The sequence below is a fragment of the Aestuariivirga sp. genome (genome assembly GCF_046294715.1).
Taxonomy (GTDB): Bacteria; Pseudomonadota; Alphaproteobacteria; order Rhizobiales; family Aestuariivirgaceae; genus Aestuariivirga.
This window is the reverse complement of sequence record NZ_JBKBKI010000011.1, coordinates 23,325-43,977: the sequence shown is the minus strand read 5'-3', so window position 1 is coordinate 43,977 and position 20,653 is coordinate 23,325. Positions and strand designations below refer to the sequence as shown.

Below are 20,653 nucleotides of genomic sequence, written 5' to 3'. Positions count from 1 at the left end.
AGGGAGAACCTCGAGATGCGGATGTCGCTCGTGAAGGCAACGCTGCTTGGAGCAACTGCGCTGGTGTTCTGCAACCCTGTCCTTGCCGATGGTGATGCCGGTCAGGTCACCAAGGAGAAGATCGAGAAGGTTTTTCCGACCAAGAGGCCATACTCCCCGTATGCTGATCGCAATTTTCCGACGCGTCCACTGTTCGGAGATACCCACCTTCATACGGCTGTCTCTTTCGACGCGGGGATTTTTGGCGCCCGTCTCTCACCGCGGGATGCCTACCGCTTCGCCAAGGGGGAGCAGGTTACGACGAACACCGGGCAGCAAGCCAGGCTGTCGCGTCCGCTCGATTTCCTGGTGGTGGCCGATCACTCCGACAACATGGGCCTGTTCCCGGACCTAGCGGCGGGCAAGCCGAACATCGTCGCGGATCCGCAGGGACGCAAGTGGTATGAGATGATGAAGGAGGGCAAGGGGCAGGAAGCCGCTCTCCAGGTCATCGCTGCCTTCTCCGATGGCAGTTTCCCAAGCTCGCTCGTCTATGAACCGGACACGGCGGCATTCAAGTCCACATGGCTCGACACGATCGAAGCCGCGGAGGAGAACAACGACCCTGGCCGCTTCACGGCCTTCATCGGATATGAATGGACCGCCCAGGGGTCGTTCAACATTCACCGCAACGTCATCTTCAAGGATGGCGGCGATGTTGCGCGTCAGTCGCTTCCCTTCACGACAGGTGCGCCGCTGGGGAGCCCGAAAGAAACGGACCTCTGGAAGTGGATGGCCGACTACGAGTCGAAGACGGGTGGCGATGTGCTTGCCATTGCCCACAATGGCAATGTGAGCAATGGCCTGATGTTTCCGTTCATCCAGCCGTTCACGGACAAGCCGGTCGATCAGCAGTATGCGGAAGCCCGCCATCGGTGGGAGCCAATCTACGAAGTGACGCAGATGAAAGGCGACGGCGAGGCGCATCCCTTCCTGTCACCCAATGACGAGTTTGCCAACTTCGAGACGTGGGACAAGGGCAATCTCGACATGAGCGAAGCCAAGAAACCGGAGATGCTGCAGCATGAATATGCCCGGTCCGGCTTGAAGCTTGGGCTCAAGATGGAGAAGGAATTTGGCGTCAATCCATTCAAGTTCGGAATGATTGGATCGACCGATGCACATACAGGACTTCCTGCAGTCGAGGAAGACAACTTCTGGGGCAAGGTCGCGCCCATGGAGCCTAGCGCAGAGAGGCTGACAAACACGTTCGTCAACAACCCCAAGACCGGCATCATCGTCAATGACAGGGATGTTGTCGCGGCCGGTTATGCAGCGGTTTGGGCAACGGAGAACACCCGGGAGTCGATCTTTGACGCGATGGAGCGCCGCGAGGTCTATGCCACGACGGGTACCCGCATGATGGTCCGTCTGTTCGGCGGCTATGAGTTCACCGAAAGCGACGCCAGGAGCCGTAATCCTGCCGTCGCGGGCTACGGGAAGGGCGTTCCCATGGGCGGGGATCTCGGTGCCGCACCCGAAGGGAAGGCTCCGACCTTCCTCGTTGCCGCATTGAAGGATCCCATTGGCGCCAATCTCGACCGCTACCAGATCGTCAAGGGCTGGATGGACGAGCAGGGCGAGACCCACGAGAAAGTCTACGACGTCGTATGGTCCGGTGACCGCAAGCCTGGCGCAGACGGCAAGGTGCCTGCCGTTGGCAATACGGTCGATGTGGCAAACGCAACATGGACCAATACGATCGGGTCACCCGAACTGATCGCCGTCTGGACGGATCCCGAGTTCGATCACAGGCAGAGCGCATTCTACTACGGCCGCGTTCTTGAAATCCCAACGCCGCGCTGGACCACCTATGATGCGAAATATTACGGCCTTCCCGTTCCAACCGACGTTCCAGCGACAATCCAGGAGAGGGCCTATACCTCGCCGATCTGGTACAAGCCCGCTTCCTAACGCCTCCGGAGGAGAGTGTCTCATGAAGATCAAGATCACGTCAGCAGTTGGACTTCTGCGCAGCTATGCGGCAGCTTCGGCCATGGTAGCTGCCGCCACGGTCCTTTCATTGCCCTCTTCAGCCGAGGAGAGCGATGCCAAGGCACTGTTCAAGGCCATGTCGGACTACATTGCCGGCCAAAATGAGCTGTCGTTCAGCTACGATGCCAGTCTCGAGATCGTCACGGCCGACATGATGAAGGTCGGCTTCGCAAGTTCCGGAACGGTGGCGCTGGCACGTCCTGACAAGATCAGGGTCACCCGCACCGGTGGCTTCGCCGATGTGGACATGGCATATGACGGAAGCGTACTGAGCGTTCTCGGCAAGAAACTGAATGTCTTCACGTCGGCGGAAACAAAGGGATCGATCGATGAACTGATCGATACGCTGCGCTTTGAATACGGCGCCGAGGCTCCGGCGGCTGATCTGCTGTCATCCAATCCCTATGACGCGATGATGTCGAACGTCACCTCTGCCATGGATCTTGGTAGCGGCGTCATTCGCGGGCAGATGTGCGATCATCTGGCGTTCCGCACGCGCGAGGTCGACTGGCAGATCTGGATCGCCCAGGGTGACCGCCCTTACCCATGCCGTCTCGAGATCACCAGCAAGCTTACCGCGATGGCGCCAAGCTACAGGATCGATGTCTCGGACTGGAAGTCCGGAGCCGGGATTGCAGGGAACAGCTTCCGTATCGAGAGCGGTAGCGCGAAGGTCGTCAAGATCGACGAGTTCGAGGGACTCGACGAAGTCAAGCCCATGCTTTCGGAAGGAGCTGAACAATGAGAACGTCCACCAGGCGCGCCATCATGGCGCTGGCCGTATTGTTCGTTGCCGGCGAGACGGAACTCGGTACCGCGTTGTTCTCGCGGTCGGCGGAGGGGTTGATATCTTCGGCGGCAGCGCGCGTAGGCCGCCCTGCAACTCCGGCTTCGGTGGCTGGTGTTGCCCGGAGGACGACACGGCGCACCATCCGCCGTGGGGCTTACATTGCCGCAATCCCGGTGGGCTGCACTTACGGATCCTATTACGGCTATAATCTCTACTACTGCGGCGGCACATATTATCAGAAGTCGGGCAGCGGATACGTAATCGTCTATTTCTGAGCAAGCCGGACACATTCCAGGCCCGGGTGGACCGGTCCGCCACAGCCGCCGCGGATCGAAGACCACGACGGCGACGCCGACATCGACTTCGAAACGGCTGGGCTCGAGTTGTCGGGCGGAGTCGAAGCGGATGCCTACATCGCCCTTCCGACCGCGATGTGGGGGCCTAAGGCGATCCGGTTCTCGGCGCGACGCTGGCCTGGCCCGACGAAAAACTGCACTATTCGCTCGGCACGCTCGTGAACGTGCCGGTCGGCCAGTGGGGCCGCGAAATCCCGTCGGGTTTCAACCGCTGGGTCATAGGCCCTGCTGTTTCCGCCATGGCGGTGCAACAAGACTAACCCTTTAGATTAATTGGCGGCCCCGACAGGATTCGAACCTGTGACCCTCAGTTTAGGAAACTGATGCTCTATCCAGCTGAGCTACGGGACCCTTGGCCGGGTCACCTTCTACCCTTCCCCGGCCGATTTGGAAAGGGCGGGCCTCAGATGAAAGAGGCCCAGTCCTCGGACCGGGCCTCGAAGAACGATGCTGAAGGCTCCTTTATGCGGCTTCTTCGGCCGGCACCTCATCCTCGGCCTTTTCGCCCGCAGGGGCGCGCTTGGCGTTCTTGGAGAGGAACTCCTCGAGCTCCTTCACGGCCTGGTCGTCATCGATGCGCTTCACGGCAGCGATTTCGCGGGCCATGCGGTCCAGCGCCTGCTCGAAGAGCTGGCGCTCGGAATAGGACTGCTCGGGCTGGCGCTCGGACCGGTAGAGATCGCGCACCACCTCGGCCACGGCCATGATGTCGCCCGAGTTGATCTTTGCATCATATTCCTGCGCCCGGCGCGACCACATGGTGCGCTTGATGCGGGCCCGGCCCTTGAGGATCTTGAGCGCTGCCTCGATCTGGCCCTTGTCCGAGAGCCGGCGCATGCCCTTCTGCTCGGCGCGGCCGGTCGGCACCTTCAGGCGCAGCTTTTCCTTTTCGAAATCCACGATGTAGAGTTCGAGCTTGGCGCCGGCGATCTCCTGTTCCTCGATCTGGATGATCTTGCCTACGCCGTGGGCGGGGTAGACCACCAGCTCATTCACCTTGAAAACCAGCTTCTTGGCCGCCGGCGTTCCGACGACCGGCCCGCCCGGGGCGGGCTTCACGGCAGCGGCGGGAGCGGCAACGGCCACCGGCTGCGGTGCGGCGGCAACGGCAGCGGGCTTCGCGGCAGGCGCCTTGCGCGGCTCGGCCACCGGCTTGGCGGCCACCGGCTTCGCCGCGGCGGGCTTGGCGCCAGCCGGCTTGGCGGTAACGGGCTTGGAGGCGGCAACCGGCTTCGCGGCAGCGGCTTTCGCCTGGGTCTTGGCCTGGGGCTTGGAGGCTGCAGCCGCCGGCTTGGCCTTGGCGGCAGTGACCGGCTTCGAGGTCTTCTTGGGGGCCGACTTGGTCTTGGCCTTGGCCGCGGGCTTCTTCGCAGCTGCTGTCTTCGTCTTCGCTTTCGTCATTTCTGTCCTTCGCCCTTTGCCCGATCTTGTTATGGAATATGCGCTCCGAATGCGGCAAACAGGGGACGATTGGCACGCCCCACGGCGCGCCTTGCCTCTTCGTCCGCTTCCCGTATCCGCCGATCGCGTACCAATCCGGCGGAAGGGCGCCCTCGAGCCCCGTTCACGTGCCGCGGATTGCCGGCGTTAGCGCGAAAAAAACCCGAGCTTTGCGCCCGGATCCGTCGTCCCTACTCGGTTTACATACTCATCGTGGCCTAAATACCACAAGTTCGGGCAATTTTAAAGTCCGAGATGTCCGTGTACGGCGGAATCTTCCGCCGCACACGGATGAATCGGGGCGAAAAGGTTAATTCCGCCAATGGATTCGCATGGCCTGCCTGCGCTGGGGGCATGGCAGCGGCGAGCGGTTCTCAGTCGCCCTCGCCGGGATTGGGCGAGAAGTACTTCTCCAGCTTGCCATCCACCCCGTCGAACTCCTTGGCGTCCGCCGGGGGCTCCTTCTTGGTGGTGATGTTGGGCCATTTGGCCGCATAGTCCGTGTTGAGCTTGAGCCAGGATTCGAGCCCCGGCTCGGTGTCGGGCTTGATCGCCTCGGCCGGGCATTCCGGCTCGCAGACGCCGCAGTCGATGCACTCGTCCGGGTGGATCACCAGCATGTTCTCACCCTCGTAGAAGCAGTCCACGGGGCAGACTTCCACGCAGTCCATGTACTTGCACTTGATGCAGTTATCAGTGACGATATAGGTCATGGAGGCTCAACCGTTCTTTATTCCGAACGGTGGTCTAGCAATTTCCTCCAGCCTCTGCACCTCTTTTTACGGCGCATCGCCATCAGCTTTGGACATGCCCGGCTCGCGGTAGAGAAGGCGGCCCGCCTCGGGCGGACCCCGCCGCTCCGCCAGTGCGGCGATATGCAGCACGCGCACCCGGGCGTTGAGAACGACGGTGAGCACGTCACCTTCCTTGACGGCATGCCCAGGCTTCAGCGTCTTCTGGCCGTTGATCCTCACATGCCCGGATTCGACCAGTGCCGCCGCGGCCTCCCGCGTCTTCACCACCCGCGCGAACCACAGCCACTTGTCGAGGCGCTGGCGAGCGCCCGCGGGCTCACTTGCCGGCAAGTTTCGCCTTCAGGGCCCCCAGCACGGCAAAGGGCGAGTTGGGGTCGATGGGCTTTTCAGGGCGGGGCTTGCGTTCCTCGAAGGCGGGTTTGCGCTCCTCCCGGCGGGGCTTGCGATGGTGCCGCCCTTCGGCCTCCTGGTTCTCCGGGTGCTCCTCGCGGCGGGAATGCCCGCCCTTGCCGTGTCGATGGGGCTTTGCCGGGCGGTGTTCGCCCTCCGCCTTCTGGTCTCCCTCGCCGGCGGGAGCATGCTCGCGGCGGTGCGGCTGGCGCTTCGCGTGCTCGCGCTGGCGCTCGGGCCGATGGCGGAAGGGGCCGGTGTCGCGCGGCCACCAAACCTCGATTTCGACCTCCTCCATCGCGGCGGCCGGAACCTCCCCGCCTGCGGTGTCGTCCTGCGCCGGAACCGGACCATCGGCAGCGGAGGCCTCGGACGTCTCGGTGGCGGGGGTGGCCGGGTTGGGCGGCACCTCCACCGGTGCGGGCGGCAGTTCCTGTGGCGTTGCCGGTTCGGCCGGCGGTTCGGTGGGCTGCGGTGTCGGCGGTTCGGAAGGCTGCGGGGCCTCCTGGGGCGGAGCAGGCGGGGGAACCTCGCTCGGGGCGTTGCCGGGGAGTTCCTGCGGCTTTCCGGGCTCAGGCGCCGCGGCGGCTTCCGCCACGACCGGGCGCTTCACCTTCTTCTTCTGCATGCGGTAGTCGAGGCTGCGCAGGATGCCCAGGAAATCCTCGCCCGAGCAGCCCACGAGCGACATCATGTCAGGCACCACGGTGAAGCCGCCGCCCTCGACCGAGCCTGCCGGCCTCTGCTCCTCGGGAAAGCGCGGCCGCCAGAACACACGGTCGCGGATCAGGTCCGCGAGCCGCTCCAGCATGTCGATCCGCACCACGCGCGAGCCGCAGATGCGGTAGCCGCAAACGCCGTAGAAACCCCTCGGCGTCGAGCGGTCGAAAAGGGCGGAGGTGAGGCCCTGGCCCGGCGGCTGGGGCAGGGCGGCGGGTTCCAGCTTTCCTTCCTTCTGAAGATTGAGGGCCCACAGCAGGAGGCGGAGTTCGGTGGGGGCGGGCTTCAGCAATGCGGGCACATAGACGTTGAAGGCGCCGAAGCGCGCGCCGAATGCGCGCAGCTTGGCGCGATCGTCCTGGCTCAGCGATTTCACCTCTTCCGCCACCGTGTCGCGCGGGAGCACGCCGAGCGTTTCGACCAGCCGGTAGGCGATGCCGCGGGAGATGCCCTCGAGGCCCTCGCCCTCTTCGAGCTTGATCAGCGGCTCGAGCACGGCGGCGACGTGCCGGTCGACGAACTTCTGCAGCCTGGCCTGCACCTCCTCGCGCTCGGCGCCGGAGAGCTGGTCTCCGGCGATGACGCTGGCGCGCGGCCTCAGAAGCGTGTTTCCGGGCTCGAGCTTGCCGACGGGAGCGTGGTTCCAGATGATCTGCCCGTCGCGGGTGAGCTTCAGCGCCGTGTCGGCGGAGGCGGCCACCGCCTTGGCACGAGCGGTGATTTCGGCGGCGACGGCAGACATTGCGGCAGCCTTCAGGGCGCGGGCCTCGGCCCCTTCGGTGGCGCCGTCCGGCACGAACAGGAAGCCCTTGATCCGGCCAATATACTCGCCCTCCACGTGGATGGCGCCATCTTCCTCAACAGTCGACATCAATTCTTCCTTCTGGGCCAGGCGCTTCATCAGGACGCTGGTGCGGCGGTCGATAAAACGCTGTGTCAGCCTTTCATGCAAGGCATCTGACAGCTTGTCCTCTATCTCTCTGGCATAAGATTGCCAATAGAGAGGCGCTTTCAGCCAATCCGGCCGGTTGGCGACGAAGGTCCAGGTGCGGATGTGGCTGATGCGGTTCGACAGCGTGTCGAGGTCGCCCTGGGTGTTCTCGCAGTATTTGAGCTGGCGGACGAACCAGTCCTCGTCGATGAAGCCGTCGCCCGACTGCAGGAACTGGTAGATCCGGGACACGATCGAGGCGTGTTCCGAGTTCGAGATGTTGCGGTAATCGGGGATCTGGCACACCTCCCAGAGGCGCTTCACGTCCTTGCGGCTTGTGGCGAGATCGCGCGTCGAGGGGTCGCGCGCCAATGCCTCGAGCGCCAGCACGTCGGCATTCGGCTGGGCGCGCGTCAGGCCGTGGAGTTGCGGCAGCTGGTTCAGCGACTGCTTGAGCCGCTCGAGCGAGCCGAAGTCGAGATCGCGGTTGCGCCACTGCAGCATGCGCACGTTCTCGAAATTGTGGCTCTCGAGCCGCTCCACCGTTTCCTGGTCGAATGGGTCGGCCTCGCCGGTGACGCCGAAGGTGCCGTCGTTCATGTAGCGCCCGGCGCGGCCTGCTACCTGGCCCAACTCCGAAGGGTTGAGCTGGCGGTACTGGAAACCGTCGAACTTTCGGGTGGAGGCGAAGGCCACATGGTCCACGTCCATGTTGAGGCCCATGCCGATGGCGTCGGTCGCCACGATGTAATCGACGTCACCCGACTGGTAGAGCGCCACCTGCGCGTTGCGGGTGCGCGGCGAAAGGGCGCCCAGCACCACCGCCGCACCGCCCCTCTGGCGGCGGATCAATTCGGCCGTCGCATAAACCATGTCTGCGGAGAAGGCGACGATGGCGGTGCGCCGTGGCAGCCGGGTGATCTTCTTCTGCCCGGCATAGAGGAGTTGCGAGAAACGCGGCCGCGACACGAAGCTCGTGCCGGGCAGCAGCCGCTCGAGAATGGGCCGCATGGTGGCGGCACCCAGCAGCATCGTTTCCTCGCGCCCGCGCCGGTGCAGCACGCGGTCGGTGAAGATGTGGCCGCGCTCGAAATCAGCGCAGAGCTGCACCTCGTCGATGGCGAGGAAGGGCACGTCGACATCGGCCGGCATGGCCTCGACTGTGCAGATCCAGTAGCGTGCCTGGGCGGGAATGATCTTTTCCTCCCCCGTCACCAGCGCCACGGCGGCATCGCCGGCGCGGCCGCGCACGCGGTCATAGATCTCGCGGGCGAGGAGACGCAAGGGAAGCCCGATCATGCCGCCGCCGTGGCCGAGCATGCGCTCCACCGCGAGATGGGTCTTGCCGGTGTTGGTCGGCCCCAGCACGGCGGTTACGGTTTTGGGAGAAGGCATCAGGTGCGGCTGCAAAAATCCTTGCTTCACAGTTGGGGCGCAGGTCCCGGCAGGTCAAGGAAATTTGCCCCATTCTGAACCGCTCCGTTAGCGAACGGATTCAAAGCAGAACGAATCTGGCCCGAATCGCTGCCGGGGGGCGATTCCGCTTTCGTTCCCAAGGATTTGCCCAGCATTTCCGGGCGCGATGCCAGCCTGCCCCTGCCCGGCGGCGGGTGCGCACCCGGCAATCCGGGAGGACCCCGCCAGTATCTTCCTTTAAGGTCCTTGGCCCCAGGTTGAGGAAAGCTTGCCGGCTCGGCAGGCGAGGAGCTTCGAATTTTAACGAACCGGATCAGGCCCGGAACAGAGCGGGGGCGAATCGGTGAAGGCGCAGATTTCTTGTTTTGTTCACCCAAGATGTGGTAGGAGGGACCCGGTCTCGCCACAAGGCGGGAAGGTGCGGGCAGCCCGAAGCCCAGCTGCGGTCTTCGCTTCATTAACGGGTTCGTCCCGGAATGGGACTCCTTTTGCTGGCGGGGTGAGAGCGCAAAAACCGGCCGCCGTGGCTTGACCGGCGAGGCCTCTGCCACTATAGACCCGGCATCCGAGCCGGGGGCAGCCTGCCGTCCGGACCCAATTCTTATTCTGGAGTTTCGCCCATGGCCCGCCGTTGTGAGTTGACGGGAAAGAACGCGCTGGTTGGCAACAAGGTCAGCCACGCCAACAACAAGACCAAGACCCGCTTCATGCCCAACCTCTGCGACGTGAGCCTGATGAGCGATGCGATGGGCCTGACCTATCGCCTGCGCATCTCGGCCATCGCGCTGAAGTCGGTGGAGCACGCCGGCGGCCTCGACGCTTTCCTCCTGAAGGCCGACAACGCCAAGCTGTCCGACAAGGCTCTGCGCCTGAAGCGCTCGATCGCCCGCAAGCTCGAGGGTGCCAAGGCCGCCGCCTGATCATACGGGGCTCCGCCCGTTTCAAGAAGCCGCTCCAACCGGGGCGGCTTTTGCTTTATGGCTGGGCCCATGAGCGAAGGTGAAGAGCGAGAGACGCGGCCGCCGCAGACACCGCGGGACGGGAGCCCGCGCGTCCACGGCTCGGCCAGCCTGCGCAACGCCACGCTCGGCCGCTTCACGGAGGTGAAGGAGCGCGTACAGCTTCTCGATTCCGTCCTCGGCGACTATTCCTACATCGAGCGTGACAGCGAGGCGATCTATGCGGTCATAGGCAAGTTCTGCGCCATCGCCGCCCACTGCCGCATCAACGCGCTGAACCACCCCACGGAACGCATCAGCCAGCACAAGATCACCTACCGGCCGAACGAGTATTTCGTCGGCGCGAGGCTCGACAAGGCCTTCCGCGAGAAGCGCATGTCTCAGAAGGTGGAAATCGGCCATGACGTGTGGATCGGCCATGGCGCGATCATCCTGCCGGGCGTGAAGATCGGCCATGGCGCGGTCGTGGCTGCGGGGGCCGTGGTGACGCAGGACGTGGCGCCACACGCGATCGTGGCTGGCGTCCCGGCCCGTTTCCTCAGATGGCGTTTCCCGCCCGAGATCAGCGCCCGCATCGTCAGGCTCGCCTGGTGGGACTGGCAGCACCAGCGGCTGGCGGAAGCGGTCGAGGACATGCGCACCATGAGTGCCGAAGCCTTCCTCGCGCGTTACGAGGCGTCTCAGGGCCGATAGGCGAATTGCAGCAGAACGGTGCTCTGGAGCGAGCGGTTGAAGTTGTCATCCGACATGAGCGTGACGCGCGTCTCGCCGTCGCGCTCGCACAGGGCCAGCCCTTCCATGTTGTCGATGACGTGGAGCGGCGCGGTGACTTCGAGGAGGAGCTCCGGTTCCAGGCTGGCACCGTGCTCGATCCTCGATGCCGGAAAGCGGCGCAGTGCCATGCCGGGAAGGGAGGTCGAGGTGAAGCGCCGCTCGAGCGTCAGCACATCGCCGTCCGCGGTGACCGCGAGATCGGTGACGCGGTAATCGCCGAACCGCGCGAGTGTAAAAGCCGCGGCCTTGCGTCCCTTCCACGCCCAGGCGCGTATCTTGCCGCCCTCGTCGAACTGGCCCTCCGAAATGGCGATGAACCTGCCGTCCGGCAGTTGGCCGAGCGACTCGACCTCGGCGTTTTCCGGGCCGGAATCGATCTCCTTCGGGTGAGGGACGGCCCTGAAGCGGGCTGCAAGGCCATCGCCTGCCACATCGTAGGTCCCGAAGCGCACCCGGCTTTCGAACCCGAGAGCGATGCGCCCGTCGGCCAGCCGCGCCAAAGCTTCGGCATCGCCCCAGGCCTTGTTCCTCTGAGGCCGGCCCTTGCTGTCGAGGACGGGCGTCATTTCGGCGGCGGCGAAACCGGAGAGCCTGCCTCCCTCGTAGGAGAGCCGGCCGCTGAGCCAGTTGCCGCGATCGCTCACCGCCAGCAGCTCCTCGCAATCCGGCCCCAGCACCAGGCCGGAGAGCCCGCCGAAGCGCTCCTCCGGTGAGGAGAGCGTGAGGCCGCCCCGCCACGCGAAGGGGCCGAAGCTCTCCGCCGAGGAAAGCCTTGCGAAGGATGGCACCGGCTCGGCAAGGATGGTGACGGGCTCTGCCGCGGCTTGCGGCGCAAGAGCCAGAAGCAGCAGCAAAGCGGTGCGGACCGGGGTCAAGCCCGGGCGCGCTTCTTGGGGTTCGGCCGGTTCGCGGGCTGCGGCGGAGCGGCCTTCTCGGAGAAGAGCTCGGCGAGCTTCTCCGTCATGGCGCCGCCCAGCTCCTCCGCATCGACGATCGTCACCGCGCGCTTGTAGTAGCGCGTCACGTCGTGGCCGATGCCGATCGCGATGAGTTCCACCGGCGAGCGCTGTTCGATGTCGTGGATCACCTGGCGGAGATGCTTTTCGAGATAGTTCCCGGAATTGACGGAGAGCGTCGAGTCGTCCACCGGGGCGCCGTCCGAGATGACCATCAGGATGCGCCGCTGCTCGCTCCGCGCCAGTAGCCGGTTGTGCGCCCAGATCAGCGCCTCGCCGTCGATGTTCTCCTTGAGCAGGCCCTCGCGCATCATGAGCCCGAGGTTGCGCCGGGCGCGCCGCCATGGGCTGTCCGCCGACTTGTAGATGATGTGGCGAAGATCGTTGAGGCGGCCCGGGTTCGAAGGCTTGTTGGCGGCGAGCCATTTCTCCCGCGATTGCCCGCCCTTCCAGGCGCGCGTCGTGAAGCCGAGAATCTCCACCTTGACCCCGCAGCGTTCCAGCGTGCGCGCGAGGATGTCGGCGCAGGTGGCGGCCACGGTGATCGGCCGGCCGCGCATCGAGCCCGAATTGTCGAGAAGCAGCGTCACCACCGTGTCACGGAATTCCGTGTCCTGCTCCACCTTGAAGGAGAGCGGATGCATCGGATCGATCACAACGCGCGTCAGGCGCGCGGCATCGAGCACGCCTTCCTCCAGGTCGAAGTCCCAGGAGCGGTTCTGCTGCGCCATGAGGCGGCGCTGCAGCCGGTTGGCAAGCCGGGCGACCACGCCCTGCAGGTTCGAGAGTTGCTTGTCGAGGTAGTTCCTGAGGCGCGTCAGTTCGTCCGCGTCACAGAGCTCCTCGGCCGAGATCTCCTCGTCGAACTGGTTGGTGAAGACCTTGTAGAAATCCTCGTTGGTGAGGGAGGAGAAGGGCAGCTGCGGGCGCCAGGGCTCCTCGCCGTCGGCTTCCTCCTCGCCTTCCTGCTCGTCCGGCTGCTCGTCGACGTCCATCTGCTGGGCGTCCATCTCGGCGGCTTCCGATTCGCCCTCGGCGTCCTGCATCTCCTCCATGGACTGCTGGGCGCTTTCCTGCTCCTCGCCCTCGGGCGTTTCCTGCCTTTCGCCGGATTCTTCCTGCGGCTCGCTGCTCTCGTCGTTCTCGTCGGACTGGTCGGGGTCCTCGCCGAGTTCCTCCGCCATGTCGAGGGCCGCGATGATGTCGCGCGACATGCGCGAGAAGGCGGCCTGGTCGTGGATATTGTCGAGGAGATGGATGAGCTGGGACTGAGCCTTGTCCTCGATCCACGGCCGCCACAGATCGACCATGGCGCGTGCCGCCTCCGGCGGGCGCTCACCGGTGAGCTTCTCGCGCACCATGAGCGCCACGGCTTCGTCCAGCGGCGCATCCTTGCGGTCGGTGTAGCGGGCGACGTCCTTCCTGCGGTAGCGGTCGTCCAGCATGGCCGCGAGATTGACCTTCATGCCGGGCATCGCATTTGCGCCCAAGGCCTCGATGCGGGCCTGCTCCACGGCCTCGAACACGGCGCGGGCGTTCTTGCCCTGCGGCTGGTAGCGTGCATGGACCTTGTCGCTGTGATTGGCGAGCCGCAGGGCGAAGCTGTCCGACAGGCCGCGAACGATGGCGACGTCGGAGGCCTTCAGCTCGTTGCCGACCTGCGGCAGCTTGGCGCGGTTGCCCGCAAGCGAGGGACTTTCATTGCCGAAGGCGACGGAGAGTTCCGGGTCCTCGGCAATGGTCTTCATCGCGACGGTGAGGACGCGCTTGAATTCGTTGGCGGGTGAGTCCTTCTCCTTCGCCACCGCTCTTCACTCAGGCGATGGCGATGTGCGCCGAGGACTCGGGCAGTTCCTCGCCGAAGCAGCGCTGGTAGAATTCGGCCACCACGCTGCGCTCGAGCTCGTCGCACTTGTTGAGGAAGGTGACGCGGAAGGCGAAGCCGACGTCGCCGAAGATTTCGGCATTCTGCGCCCAGGTGATGACGGTGCGGGGAGACATGACGGTGGAGAGGTCGCCCTGCATGAAGGCGTTGCGGGTAAGGTCCGCGACGCGCACCATGTTGGAGATGGTCTTGCGGCCCTTGTCGTTGTCGAAGAACTTCGACTTGGCGAGCACGATCCCCACCTCCTGCGCATGCGGCAGGTAGTTGAGCGCCGTGACGATCGACCAGCGGTCCATCTGGGCCTGGTTGATCTGCTGCGTGCCATGGTAGAGCCCGGTGGTGTCGCCCAGGCCGATCGTATTGGCCGTGGCGAAAAGCCGGAACGCGGGATGCGGGCGGATCACCTTGGACTGGTCGAGCAGCGTCAGCTTGCCCGAGCTTTCGAGGATGCGCTGGATCACGAACATCACGTCCGGGCGGCCGGCGTCATACTCGTCGAAGACGAGCGCCACGTTGTGCTGGTAAGCCCAGGGCAGGATGCCCTCGCGGAACTCCGTGACCTGCTTGCCCTCCTGCAGCACGATGGCATCCTTGCCGATGAGGTCGATGCGGCTGATGTGGCTATCGAGGTTGACGCGGATGCAGGGCCAGTTGAGGCGCGCGGCCACCTGCTCGATATGGGTGGACTTGCCGGTGCCGTGATAGCCCGTCACCATCACACGGCGGTTGTAGGCGAAGCCCGCGAGGATGGCGAGCGTGGTCTCCCGGTTGAACAGATAGTCGGGGTCGAGATCGGGGACATGCTCCGCGGCCTTCGAGTAGGCGGGAACTTCGAGATTGGAATCGAAGCCGAAGAGCTGCTTCACCGACACCTTGATGTCGGGCATGCCGTTCGCCTCTGCGGTGGCCTTTGCATTCATGTCAGGAAATCTTCATGTTCCGGTGTTGCGCGGGCGGGTTTTAGACGTTCGTGCCCGTAAGGGCAAGGCTCAGCCCCGCCTAGCAGAACCCACTGGAACGCAGGTGATCATAGGCCTGGATCACGGCCTTGAGCGTGTCCTCGTTGATCCGGCTGCCGCCGTTGGCATCGGGGTGAAGCCGCTTCACCAGCGTCTTGTATTGGCTCTTCACCTGATCGGGCGTTGCGCTGTCGTCGAGGCCGAGGGTCTGCAGCGCCTTGATCTCGGTCGAGCGCAGCGCGCGGCCGGTCGGGTGGCGGCCCGGCATCTTGTCGCCCGCTCCGTTGAGGCCGAAAGGATCGGCCCGCATCTGGGCGGCCTTGCGGCGCACGTTCGAGGCGTTGGGTGTCGCGTTCTGGCCGAGTTTCCACGTCGGGCGGTGGCCGAGGCGGGCTTCCTTCTGGAACTCCGCCATCTCGTCGTCCTTCATGCCCGAGAAGTAGTTGTAGGTCTTGTTGTATTCCTGCACGTGCTCGGTGCAGTAGTTGTAGAACTTGCCCTCGTGCCCGCGCCCCATCGGCGCCTTGTGCCGGCCCGGGCGCGGGCAGTCCGGCCAGTCGCACTGGGGAATCGAGTCGGAAGCCCTCTTCTCCGTCGAGGGCTTCTTCACGCGGATCTTGTCGAAGTATTTTGAATCGAGCTTCATCGGCGGCAATTATGGTGATAGAGGCCCGTCCAAGCAAGCGCCGCCATCGAGGAGAGACCGAATGACGCCCGGCCCGGAACTCGGCCCCGTAGGCCAAAAAATCTCCGCAAAGCTCGTGCAGGCTTTCGCCCCGGCGGCGCTCGAGGTGGTCGATGAATCGCACCGCCATGCCGGCCATGCCGGTGCCAGGCCTGATGGCGAGAGCCATTTCCGGGTGAAGATCGTGGCCGAGGCCTTTCGCGGCAAGTCCCGCGTCGAGCAGCACCGCATGGTCAACGCCGCGCTTGCCGAAGAGCTGAAGGAGCGCGTCCACGCGCTTGCCATTCAGTCTTCGCCGCCTTCCTGACCCCCCGGTCCTGGCGCTTCGCCCTTGCGGCGGTGGAAATAGACCTGCCGCGCAAACCATCGCATCGGCGCCGTTCCGATCGCGAGGTCGTAGAGCCAGTTCGGCGGTCCCAAGTCCATGACGCTCCTCAGCGCCAGCTTCTTGCCGAAGGAGGGAAGCTCCCGCGCCAGGACGTTCCCGGGCGGCGGCCCGCCGCGCAGCAGGTGGTCGGCGATGAGCTGCCCGGCGCGGCGGCCATAGCGGAAGGCAAGCCTTATGCCCCCGCCGGTGAGCGGCGAGACGTGCCCCGCCGCATCGCCGATCAGCAGGACGCCGGGCGCGGCGAAGGGCGTGACCGGCCCGCCGCAGGGAATGAGCCCGGAACGCCGCTCCTTCACCCTTGCCGTCGAGAAGCCGAACAATCCCTCGGTGCGGGCGAGAAAGGCCTTGAGATCGGGCTTCGCCGCATCGTTGGTGGCAAGCCCCGCCTGGAAGAAGCCGGGCGCCGGCGCCACCCAGGCCAGATAGCCGCGCGCCAGCCGCGTATCGAGGAAGCAGTGAAGCAGATCCGGGTCTGCCCTCGGCAGATCCTCGTATTCGATCTCGAGCCCGGTCAGGAACCTCTCGTTCCGCCCCAGGCCGAAGAGCTTCGCCACGGTCGAGCGCGCCCCGTCGGCGCCGACGAGATAGCGGGCCCTGAGATCGAACTGCGGCAGCAGGAACCCTTCTTCGCGGCGCACCGCGGTCTCGAGCTTGCGGCCGCACAGGATCTCGGCACCGGCACGGCGCGCCTCCGCCGCGAACCAGCGCATGAGCCCCGCCGTGTCGGTGGTGAGGAAATAATACTCGCGCGAGGCGAGGTCGATCGACTTCAGCGAAGGTGCATAGAGCCGCACGCCATGGATGGCGCGGGAGAATTGCGGCGGCATGTCCACCTCGTCCGCCGCCTCCTTCACCAGGATACCGGTGGTGTGGATGCGCGCGCCGGGATCGCTCTTGGCCTCGATCACCACGGTTCTGAGCCCGCGCAGCGCCGCCGCCCTGGCGCAGAGGAGGCCAGCAAAGCTCGCGCCGACGATGGCGAGGTCAACCGGCCTCGGCGTCATTCGCCTCTCGCTTCAGCGGGCTCATGCGCAGCGCCGTGATCTGGTGGCGTCGCTTCTTCAGGATCTCGAAGCGGAAGCCGTGGAAGATGAAGGCCTGGCCGACCTCGGGAATCATCCTTGCCTCATGGATGACGAGCCCGGCGATGGTGTTTGCCTCCTCATCCGGCAGAGACCAGTCGAAGGCCCGGTTCAGGTCGCGGATCGGCACCGCGCCATCGACCAGATAGGAGCCGTCCGGCTTCGGCCGCACACCGCTCGCCATTTGGTCGTGCTCGTCCTTGATGTCGCCGACGATCTCCTCGATGATGTCCTCGAGCGTGACGAGCCCCTGCACCTCGCCATATTCGTCGACCACGATGGCGAAATGGCTCTTGCGCTTGAGAAAGGCGTTGAGCTGGTCGGGAATGGCGCGCGTGTCGGGCACGAACCAGGGCGGCAGCAGGATATCCTCGATGTCGATCTTCGCCGCATCGCCGCCATGCTTCTGGAGAGCCGCGAAGAGGTTCTTGGCATGCAGCACGCCGATGATGTTGTCGGGGTCGTCCTTCCACACCGGAATGCGCGTGTGGCCGCTCCTCAGCACCTTGGCGACGATCTCCTTCGGGTCTTCCGCGCGGTCGATCATCGTCATCTTGGTGCGGTGGACCATGATGTCGGCCACTTCGAGGTCCTGCATGGCCAGGATGCCGCCCAGCATGTCCCGGTCGTTCTTGATCACGGTTCCCTCCTTGATGTGGAGGTCGATGGTCTCGCGCAGTTCCTCGTGCACGGAGTGGCCGTCGTGCCGGCCGTTGAGCCCGAACTGCCGGAGCAGGACGCGCGCCGCGGCGGAAAGCCATGCGGCGGGCGGCTGGAGCGGCACCAAGGCCGCCTGGCCGGCGCCGGCGAGCACGATCGACGCGCGCTCTGCCCGCGCAGCGCCATAGGCGGCGGGCAGAACGCGCCCGAAGAAGACGAACAGGACGAGCCCCGCCGCGGCGAGGGCAAGCGACTCGTGCGGAAGCATCTCACCCGCCGCGAGGCCGAAGGCGGCCGCCGAGGCGGCGAGGATCGCCGCCAGCATCTGGCCGAGCGCCAGCCCCCCGGTGCTGCGGTCTTCCGCGTCCAGCAGCTTCAGCACCAGCCCGGCGCGGCTTACGCCCTTCTTCTGCAATTCGGCCAGCCGTGTGCGTGAGACGTTCTCAAGCGCCGCGCGCAGGGTTGAAAGGAAGGCGGAAAGAACAAGCAGGAGGAAGATCGCGGCTATGGTCCATCCGGGCTCGGGGCTCATCGCTGGCGCAGGTCCTCCGTGAGGAAGTCCAGCACGTCGTGCTCGGCCACGTCCCTGGCGATGAAGGCTTGGCCGATGCCTCGGGCGAGGATGAAGGTGAGCCGGCCGCCCTGGGCCTTCTTGTCCTGGCGCATGATGTCGAGAAGGGTGGCGGGTGGCGGAAGTTCACCTGCGATCTCGCTCGCATGCACGGGAAGGCCCGCGCTCTTCAGGTGGCGCGCCACCCGGTCCGCTATGCCCGCGGGGCAGAGCTTCTGGCGTTCCGAGAAGCGGAAGGCCTGCACCATGCCGATCGCCACGCCCTCGCCATGGAGCAGGCGATGTGAATAGCCGGTGGCGGCCTCGAGCGCATGGCCGAAGGTGTGGCCGAGATTGAGCAGGGCGCGCACGCCCGTTTCCGTCTCGTCCTCCGCCACGATTCGCGCCTTGGCCTCGCAGGAGGTGCGGATCGCGTGGATGCGCGCCTGGGAATCGCCGCGCAGGATGGCGGGTGCAGCCCCTTCCAGCCACTCGAAGAAGCCGGCATCGCCGAGGAGTCCGTACTTCGCCACCTCGGCATAGCCGGCGGCGAGCTCGCGGCGCGGCAGGGTGGAAAGCAGCCCGATGTCGGCGATCACCGCCAGCGGCTGGTGGAAGGCGCCGATCAGGTTCTTGCCATGGGGCGAGTTGATGCCGGTCTTGCCGCCCACCGAGGAATCGACCTGGGCAAGCAGCGTCGTCGGAATCTGGATGAAGTCCACGCCCCGCCGCAGGATCGCCGCGGCGAACCCGGCGAGGTCGCCGATGACGCCGCCGCCGAAGGCGATGACGCGGTCGCGCCGCTCGATTCCGGCGGCGAGCAGCTTGTCGCAGAGTTCGGCGAGGTGCCGGTAGCTCTTGCTCGCCTCGCCGGGCGGCATCACGATGGCGGTGGAGCGGATGCCCTTCGCCGCCAGCGCCCGCTCGAGAGTCGCCAGGTGGTGCGCCGCCACGTTCTCGTCGGTCACGATCGCCGTGAGGGGCCGCTTCAGCAGCGGGGTCACGATGTCTCCGGCACGCGCGAGGAGCCCCTCGCCGATGTGGATGTCGTAGCTCCGCTCGCCCAGCGCTACGCGAACCATGTCGTGCCGTTCCGCGGCATTGATCTCAGCCATGCGTCTGCCTGTCCCAGCCGTCCCACTGCGCGAGGGCACGGATCACGTCGTTGACCATCTGGCCGTGCTGCACGTCGCGGCTCTCCACCGTCACGTCGGCGAGCCCGTAGACGGGGTAGCGCTTGTCCATCAGGTTGCGCATCACCGTCTCGGGGTCTCCGTTCTGCAGGAGCGGCCTGTCCTGGCGCTTGGCCACCCGCTTCATGAGCACCGGCAGGGAGGCCTTGAGCCAGACCGAGATGCCATGCTGCCTGATCCTCGCGCGGGTGTCCTCGTTCATGTAGGCGCCTCCGCCGGTGGCCAGCACCTGTGCCCCGTTGCCGATCAGCCGCTGGATGACGCGGCGCTCGCCCTCGCGGAAATAGGCCTCCCCGTGCTCGGCGAAGATGTCCTTGATGGATTTCCCCGCCGCCGCCTCGATCTCGTGGTCGGCGTCGACGAAGGGAATGCCGAGCTTTTCGGCGAGCCTGCGGCCGACGCTGGTCTTGCCCGCTCCCATCAGGCCCACCAGCACGATGGGACGTGCGCCCAGGCGCTGCCTCACGGCCTCGGTCTCCTTTGCAATCGAGCGGCGTGCCATCCAATAACCTCAACTGGGCGGGTTCTATCGCGCATGATCCCTGACCGCAAAGCCTTTCCGAAGCAGGGCTTAACCGCTAAGCTTGCTTCCGAAGTGGGGAGTCGATGCCTGATACGGTCAAGTTTCTGCTGGTTCTCCTGTGCCTCGGCGGCGCGATCTACGGCGGCGTGTGGGCACTGGCCAATTTCCCGCCGGAGCAGGCCGAGGTGGTGAAGCCCCTGTCGAGCGAAAAGCTCCGTGCCAAGTAGCAAGCCGGGCAGCAGGTCTCAGGCCGCGGCGGACCATCGCCTCATCGATCGCTTTCTCGAGATGATGGCCGCCGAGCGTGGCGCAGCGGCGAACACGCTCGCCGCCTACCGCCGCGATCTCGAAGCCTATGCCGCTCACGCCGCGGCCCGGGGGGTCGACCTCGGCTCGGCCGGGCCGGAACACGTCCGCGGCCATCTCGTGTCGCTCGAGGCGCAGGGCATGGCGAAGAGCTCGGCCGCCCGCAAGCTCTCCGCCATCCGCCAGTTTCACCGCTTCCTCCATGGCGACGGGCTGAGCCCCGAAAACCCGGCGACTGCCATCGACAGCCCGCGTGGCTCACGTCCGCTTCCGAAGATGATCTCGGAACAGGATGTGAGCCTGCTCCTCGATGCGGCGCGCCGGCGGGCGCTGAAGGCGAAGGGCAGGGCGCTGCTCAAGGCCTGGCGGCTCATCTGCCTGGTCGAACTCCTCTATGCCACCGGTCTCCGCGTCTCGGAGCTGGTGGGCCTCACCGTCCAGGCCGCCACCGCCGAGCGCGATTTCATCCTCGTCCGCGGCAAGGGCGGCCGCGAGCGGCTGGTGCCGGTGTCCGGCAGGGCGCGCGAGACCCTGCAGGACTATCTGGGGCTTCTGGCCCGGGCGGGAGGGGCGCCGCACAAATGGCTCTTTCCCTCCTTCGGCGCCGCCGGACACCTGACGCGCCAGCACTTCGCGCTGGAACTCAAGAGCCTGGCGCGGGAGGCGGGCCTCGATGCCGGCAAGGTCTCGCCCCATGTTCTGCGCCACGGCTTTGCCAGCCATCTGCTGGCCGGCGGGGCGGATCTCCGCGCCGTGCAGCAGATGCTGGGCCATGCCGATATTTCCACCACCCAGATCTACACCCATGTGCAGGCGGAACGGCTGACGGCGGTGGTCGAGACGCATCATCCCCTTGCCAAGAAAAGTTGACTTCCGGAGCGCGGACGGCCAGTTTCCGCGC

The 20,653-nt window shown here is 65.5% G+C and carries 20 protein-coding genes, 1 tRNA gene and 1 pseudogene; 9 read left to right on the top strand and 13 right to left on the bottom strand.

The genetic code is table 11. The features are described from left to right. Positions 1 to 15 precede the first annotated feature (15 nt). The 4 genes and pseudogenes from ACK4HL_RS09715 to ACK4HL_RS09700 all read left to right on the top strand — a co-directional run. Complete coding sequence (locus ACK4HL_RS09715; RefSeq protein WP_409759328.1) at positions 16 to 1,953, top strand: DUF3604 domain-containing protein; 1,938 nt, start codon at positions 16 to 18, stop codon at positions 1,951 to 1,953. Between the two features lie 22 nt (positions 1,954 to 1,975). Continuing rightward, positions 1,976 to 2,779, top strand: a complete 804-nt coding sequence (locus ACK4HL_RS09710) for a DUF2092 domain-containing protein (protein WP_409759325.1) — start codon at positions 1,976 to 1,978, stop codon at positions 2,777 to 2,779. Next, positions 2,776 to 3,099, top strand: a complete 324-nt coding sequence (locus ACK4HL_RS09705) for a hypothetical protein (RefSeq protein WP_409759322.1) — start codon at positions 2,776 to 2,778, stop codon at positions 3,097 to 3,099. Before ACK4HL_RS09710 ends, ACK4HL_RS09705 begins: the two co-directional genes overlap by 4 nt. A 182-nt stretch (positions 3,100 to 3,281) precedes the next feature. Then, positions 3,282 to 3,440 (top strand): annotated as a pseudogene (locus tag ACK4HL_RS09700) (hypothetical protein); the annotation flags it as partial. 14 nt (positions 3,441 to 3,454) lie between these two features. Here ACK4HL_RS09700 and ACK4HL_RS09695 read toward each other — a convergent pair. From ACK4HL_RS09695 to ACK4HL_RS09675, 5 genes are all read right to left on the bottom strand, one after another. Further along, positions 3,455 to 3,531 (bottom strand) — tRNA-Arg (locus ACK4HL_RS09695). Positions 3,532 to 3,642: 111 nt separating this feature from the next. Then, positions 3,643 to 4,581 carry a CarD family transcriptional regulator gene (locus tag ACK4HL_RS09690; RefSeq protein ID WP_409759319.1) on the bottom strand — a complete coding sequence of 313 codons (939 nt, stop codon included), beginning with the start codon at positions 4,579 to 4,581 and terminating at the stop codon, positions 3,643 to 3,645. Between the two features lie 413 nt (positions 4,582 to 4,994). Next, positions 4,995 to 5,333, bottom strand: a complete 339-nt coding sequence (fdxA, locus tag ACK4HL_RS09685) for a ferredoxin FdxA (protein WP_409759316.1) — start codon at positions 5,331 to 5,333, stop codon at positions 4,995 to 4,997. A gap of 66 nt (positions 5,334 to 5,399) precedes the next feature. Further along, positions 5,400 to 5,705, bottom strand: a complete 306-nt coding sequence (locus tag ACK4HL_RS09680) for an RNA-binding S4 domain-containing protein (protein WP_409759313.1) — start codon at positions 5,703 to 5,705, stop codon at positions 5,400 to 5,402. Further along, positions 5,692 to 8,811 carry a helicase-related protein gene (locus ACK4HL_RS09675; RefSeq protein WP_409759310.1) on the bottom strand — a complete coding sequence of 1,040 codons (3,120 nt, stop codon included), beginning with the start codon at positions 8,809 to 8,811 and terminating at the stop codon, positions 5,692 to 5,694. The genes ACK4HL_RS09680 and ACK4HL_RS09675 overlap by 14 nt, the downstream gene beginning before the upstream one ends. Positions 8,812 to 9,452: 641 nt before the next feature. Between ACK4HL_RS09675 and rpmB the strand changes: the two genes are divergently transcribed. Together rpmB and ACK4HL_RS09665 are read left to right on the top strand one after the other, a co-directional pair. Then, positions 9,453 to 9,752, top strand: coding sequence for a 50S ribosomal protein L28 (gene rpmB, locus ACK4HL_RS09670; protein ID WP_409759308.1), 300 nt, complete (start codon positions 9,453 to 9,455; stop codon positions 9,750 to 9,752). 69 nt (positions 9,753 to 9,821) lie between these two features. Then, positions 9,822 to 10,484 (top strand): DapH/DapD/GlmU-related protein, encoded by a 663-nt coding sequence (locus ACK4HL_RS09665; protein ID WP_409759305.1) that lies wholly within the window; start codon positions 9,822 to 9,824, stop codon positions 10,482 to 10,484. Here ACK4HL_RS09665 and ACK4HL_RS09660 read toward each other — a convergent pair. The 4 genes from ACK4HL_RS09660 to ACK4HL_RS09645 all read right to left on the bottom strand — a co-directional run bounded on the left by ACK4HL_RS09660 (position 10,472) and on the right by ACK4HL_RS09645 (position 15,011). Beyond that, complete coding sequence (locus tag ACK4HL_RS09660; protein ID WP_409759302.1) at positions 10,472 to 11,440, bottom strand: esterase-like activity of phytase family protein; 969 nt, start codon at positions 11,438 to 11,440, stop codon at positions 10,472 to 10,474. The genes ACK4HL_RS09665 and ACK4HL_RS09660 overlap by 13 nt on opposite strands. After that, a complete protein-coding gene (gene cobT / locus ACK4HL_RS09655) occupies positions 11,437 to 13,326 on the bottom strand; it encodes a cobaltochelatase subunit CobT (RefSeq protein WP_409759299.1) in 1,890 nt (629 codons plus the stop codon). Before cobT ends, ACK4HL_RS09660 begins: the two co-directional genes overlap by 4 nt. 10 nt (positions 13,327 to 13,336) lie before the next feature. Further along, a complete protein-coding gene (cobS, locus tag ACK4HL_RS09650; protein ID WP_409759296.1) occupies positions 13,337 to 14,326 on the bottom strand; it encodes a cobaltochelatase subunit CobS in 990 nt (329 codons plus the stop codon). 79 nt (positions 14,327 to 14,405) lie between these two features. Then, positions 14,406 to 15,011, bottom strand: coding sequence for a J domain-containing protein (locus ACK4HL_RS09645; protein WP_409759293.1), 606 nt, complete (start codon positions 15,009 to 15,011; stop codon positions 14,406 to 14,408). 61 nt (positions 15,012 to 15,072) lie between these two features. On the opposite strand from ACK4HL_RS09645, the gene ACK4HL_RS09640 reads away from it, so the two are divergent. Further along, positions 15,073 to 15,357: a BolA family protein gene (locus ACK4HL_RS09640; RefSeq protein ID WP_409759290.1), complete on the top strand. Its 285-nt coding sequence runs from the start codon at positions 15,073 to 15,075 to the stop codon at positions 15,355 to 15,357. Here ACK4HL_RS09640 and ACK4HL_RS09635 read toward each other — a convergent pair. The 4 genes from ACK4HL_RS09635 to ACK4HL_RS09620 are packed head-to-tail and all read right to left on the bottom strand — an operon-like array spanning position 15,336 to position 19,425. Next, positions 15,336 to 16,442 carry an NAD(P)/FAD-dependent oxidoreductase gene (locus ACK4HL_RS09635; RefSeq protein ID WP_409759287.1) on the bottom strand — a complete coding sequence of 369 codons (1,107 nt, stop codon included), beginning with the start codon at positions 16,440 to 16,442 and terminating at the stop codon, positions 15,336 to 15,338. The two genes, ACK4HL_RS09640 and ACK4HL_RS09635, sit on opposite strands and share 22 nt — an antisense overlap. Next, entirely contained in the window at positions 16,423 to 17,712 is a 1,290-nt protein-coding gene (locus ACK4HL_RS09630; RefSeq protein ID WP_409759284.1) for an HlyC/CorC family transporter, read from the bottom strand. The genes ACK4HL_RS09635 and ACK4HL_RS09630 overlap by 20 nt, the downstream gene beginning before the upstream one ends. Next, the gene (gene aroB / locus ACK4HL_RS09625; RefSeq protein WP_409759281.1) at positions 17,709 to 18,845 is read right to left on the bottom strand and encodes a 3-dehydroquinate synthase; all 1,137 of its coding nucleotides are present in this window, start codon (positions 18,843 to 18,845) and stop codon (positions 17,709 to 17,711) included. The genes ACK4HL_RS09630 and aroB overlap by 4 nt, the downstream gene beginning before the upstream one ends. Continuing rightward, positions 18,838 to 19,425 (bottom strand): shikimate kinase, encoded by a 588-nt coding sequence (locus tag ACK4HL_RS09620; RefSeq protein ID WP_409759278.1) that lies wholly within the window; start codon positions 19,423 to 19,425, stop codon positions 18,838 to 18,840. The genes aroB and ACK4HL_RS09620 overlap by 8 nt, the downstream gene beginning before the upstream one ends. Before the next feature lie 104 nt (positions 19,426 to 19,529). Between ACK4HL_RS09620 and ACK4HL_RS09615 the strand changes: the two genes are divergently transcribed. Beyond that, entirely contained in the window at positions 19,530 to 19,673 is a 144-nt protein-coding gene (locus tag ACK4HL_RS09615; RefSeq protein WP_409759275.1) for a histidine kinase, read from the top strand. Next, positions 19,663 to 20,622, top strand: coding sequence for a site-specific tyrosine recombinase XerD (locus ACK4HL_RS09610; protein ID WP_409759272.1), 960 nt, complete (start codon positions 19,663 to 19,665; stop codon positions 20,620 to 20,622). The genes ACK4HL_RS09615 and ACK4HL_RS09610 overlap by 11 nt, the downstream gene beginning before the upstream one ends. The last annotated feature ends 31 nt before the right edge of the window (positions 20,623 to 20,653 follow it).

Coding starts and splice junctions, on each gene's coding strand:
- cobS (WP_409759296.1), bottom strand. CDS start 14,326: ATGAATGCAAAGGCCACCGCAGAGGCGAACGGCATGCCCGACATCAAG.
- ACK4HL_RS09645 (WP_409759293.1), bottom strand. CDS start 15,011: ATGAAGCTCGATTCAAAATACTTCGACAAGATCCGCGTGAAGAAGCCC.
- ACK4HL_RS09705 (WP_409759322.1), top strand. CDS start 2,776: ATGAGAACGTCCACCAGGCGCGCCATCATGGCGCTGGCCGTATTGTTC.
- ACK4HL_RS09715 (WP_409759328.1), top strand. CDS start 16: ATGCGGATGTCGCTCGTGAAGGCAACGCTGCTTGGAGCAACTGCGCTG.
- ACK4HL_RS09690 (WP_409759319.1), bottom strand. CDS start 4,581: ATGACGAAAGCGAAGACGAAGACAGCAGCTGCGAAGAAGCCCGCGGCC.
- ACK4HL_RS09620 (WP_409759278.1), bottom strand. CDS start 19,425: ATGGCACGCCGCTCGATTGCAAAGGAGACCGAGGCCGTGAGGCAGCGC.
- ACK4HL_RS09615 (WP_409759275.1), top strand. CDS start 19,530: ATGCCTGATACGGTCAAGTTTCTGCTGGTTCTCCTGTGCCTCGGCGGC.
- ACK4HL_RS09640 (WP_409759290.1), top strand. CDS start 15,073: ATGACGCCCGGCCCGGAACTCGGCCCCGTAGGCCAAAAAATCTCCGCA.
- rpmB (WP_409759308.1), top strand. CDS start 9,453: ATGGCCCGCCGTTGTGAGTTGACGGGAAAGAACGCGCTGGTTGGCAAC.
- ACK4HL_RS09665 (WP_409759305.1), top strand. CDS start 9,822: ATGAGCGAAGGTGAAGAGCGAGAGACGCGGCCGCCGCAGACACCGCGG.
- ACK4HL_RS09675 (WP_409759310.1), bottom strand. CDS start 8,811: ATGCCTTCTCCCAAAACCGTAACCGCCGTGCTGGGGCCGACCAACACC.
- ACK4HL_RS09630 (WP_409759284.1), bottom strand. CDS start 17,712: ATGAGCCCCGAGCCCGGATGGACCATAGCCGCGATCTTCCTCCTGCTT.
- fdxA (WP_409759316.1), bottom strand. CDS start 5,333: ATGACCTATATCGTCACTGATAACTGCATCAAGTGCAAGTACATGGAC.
- ACK4HL_RS09635 (WP_409759287.1), bottom strand. CDS start 16,442: ATGACGCCGAGGCCGGTTGACCTCGCCATCGTCGGCGCGAGCTTTGCT.
- aroB (WP_409759281.1), bottom strand. CDS start 18,845: ATGGCTGAGATCAATGCCGCGGAACGGCACGACATGGTTCGCGTAGCG.
- ACK4HL_RS09710 (WP_409759325.1), top strand. CDS start 1,976: ATGAAGATCAAGATCACGTCAGCAGTTGGACTTCTGCGCAGCTATGCG.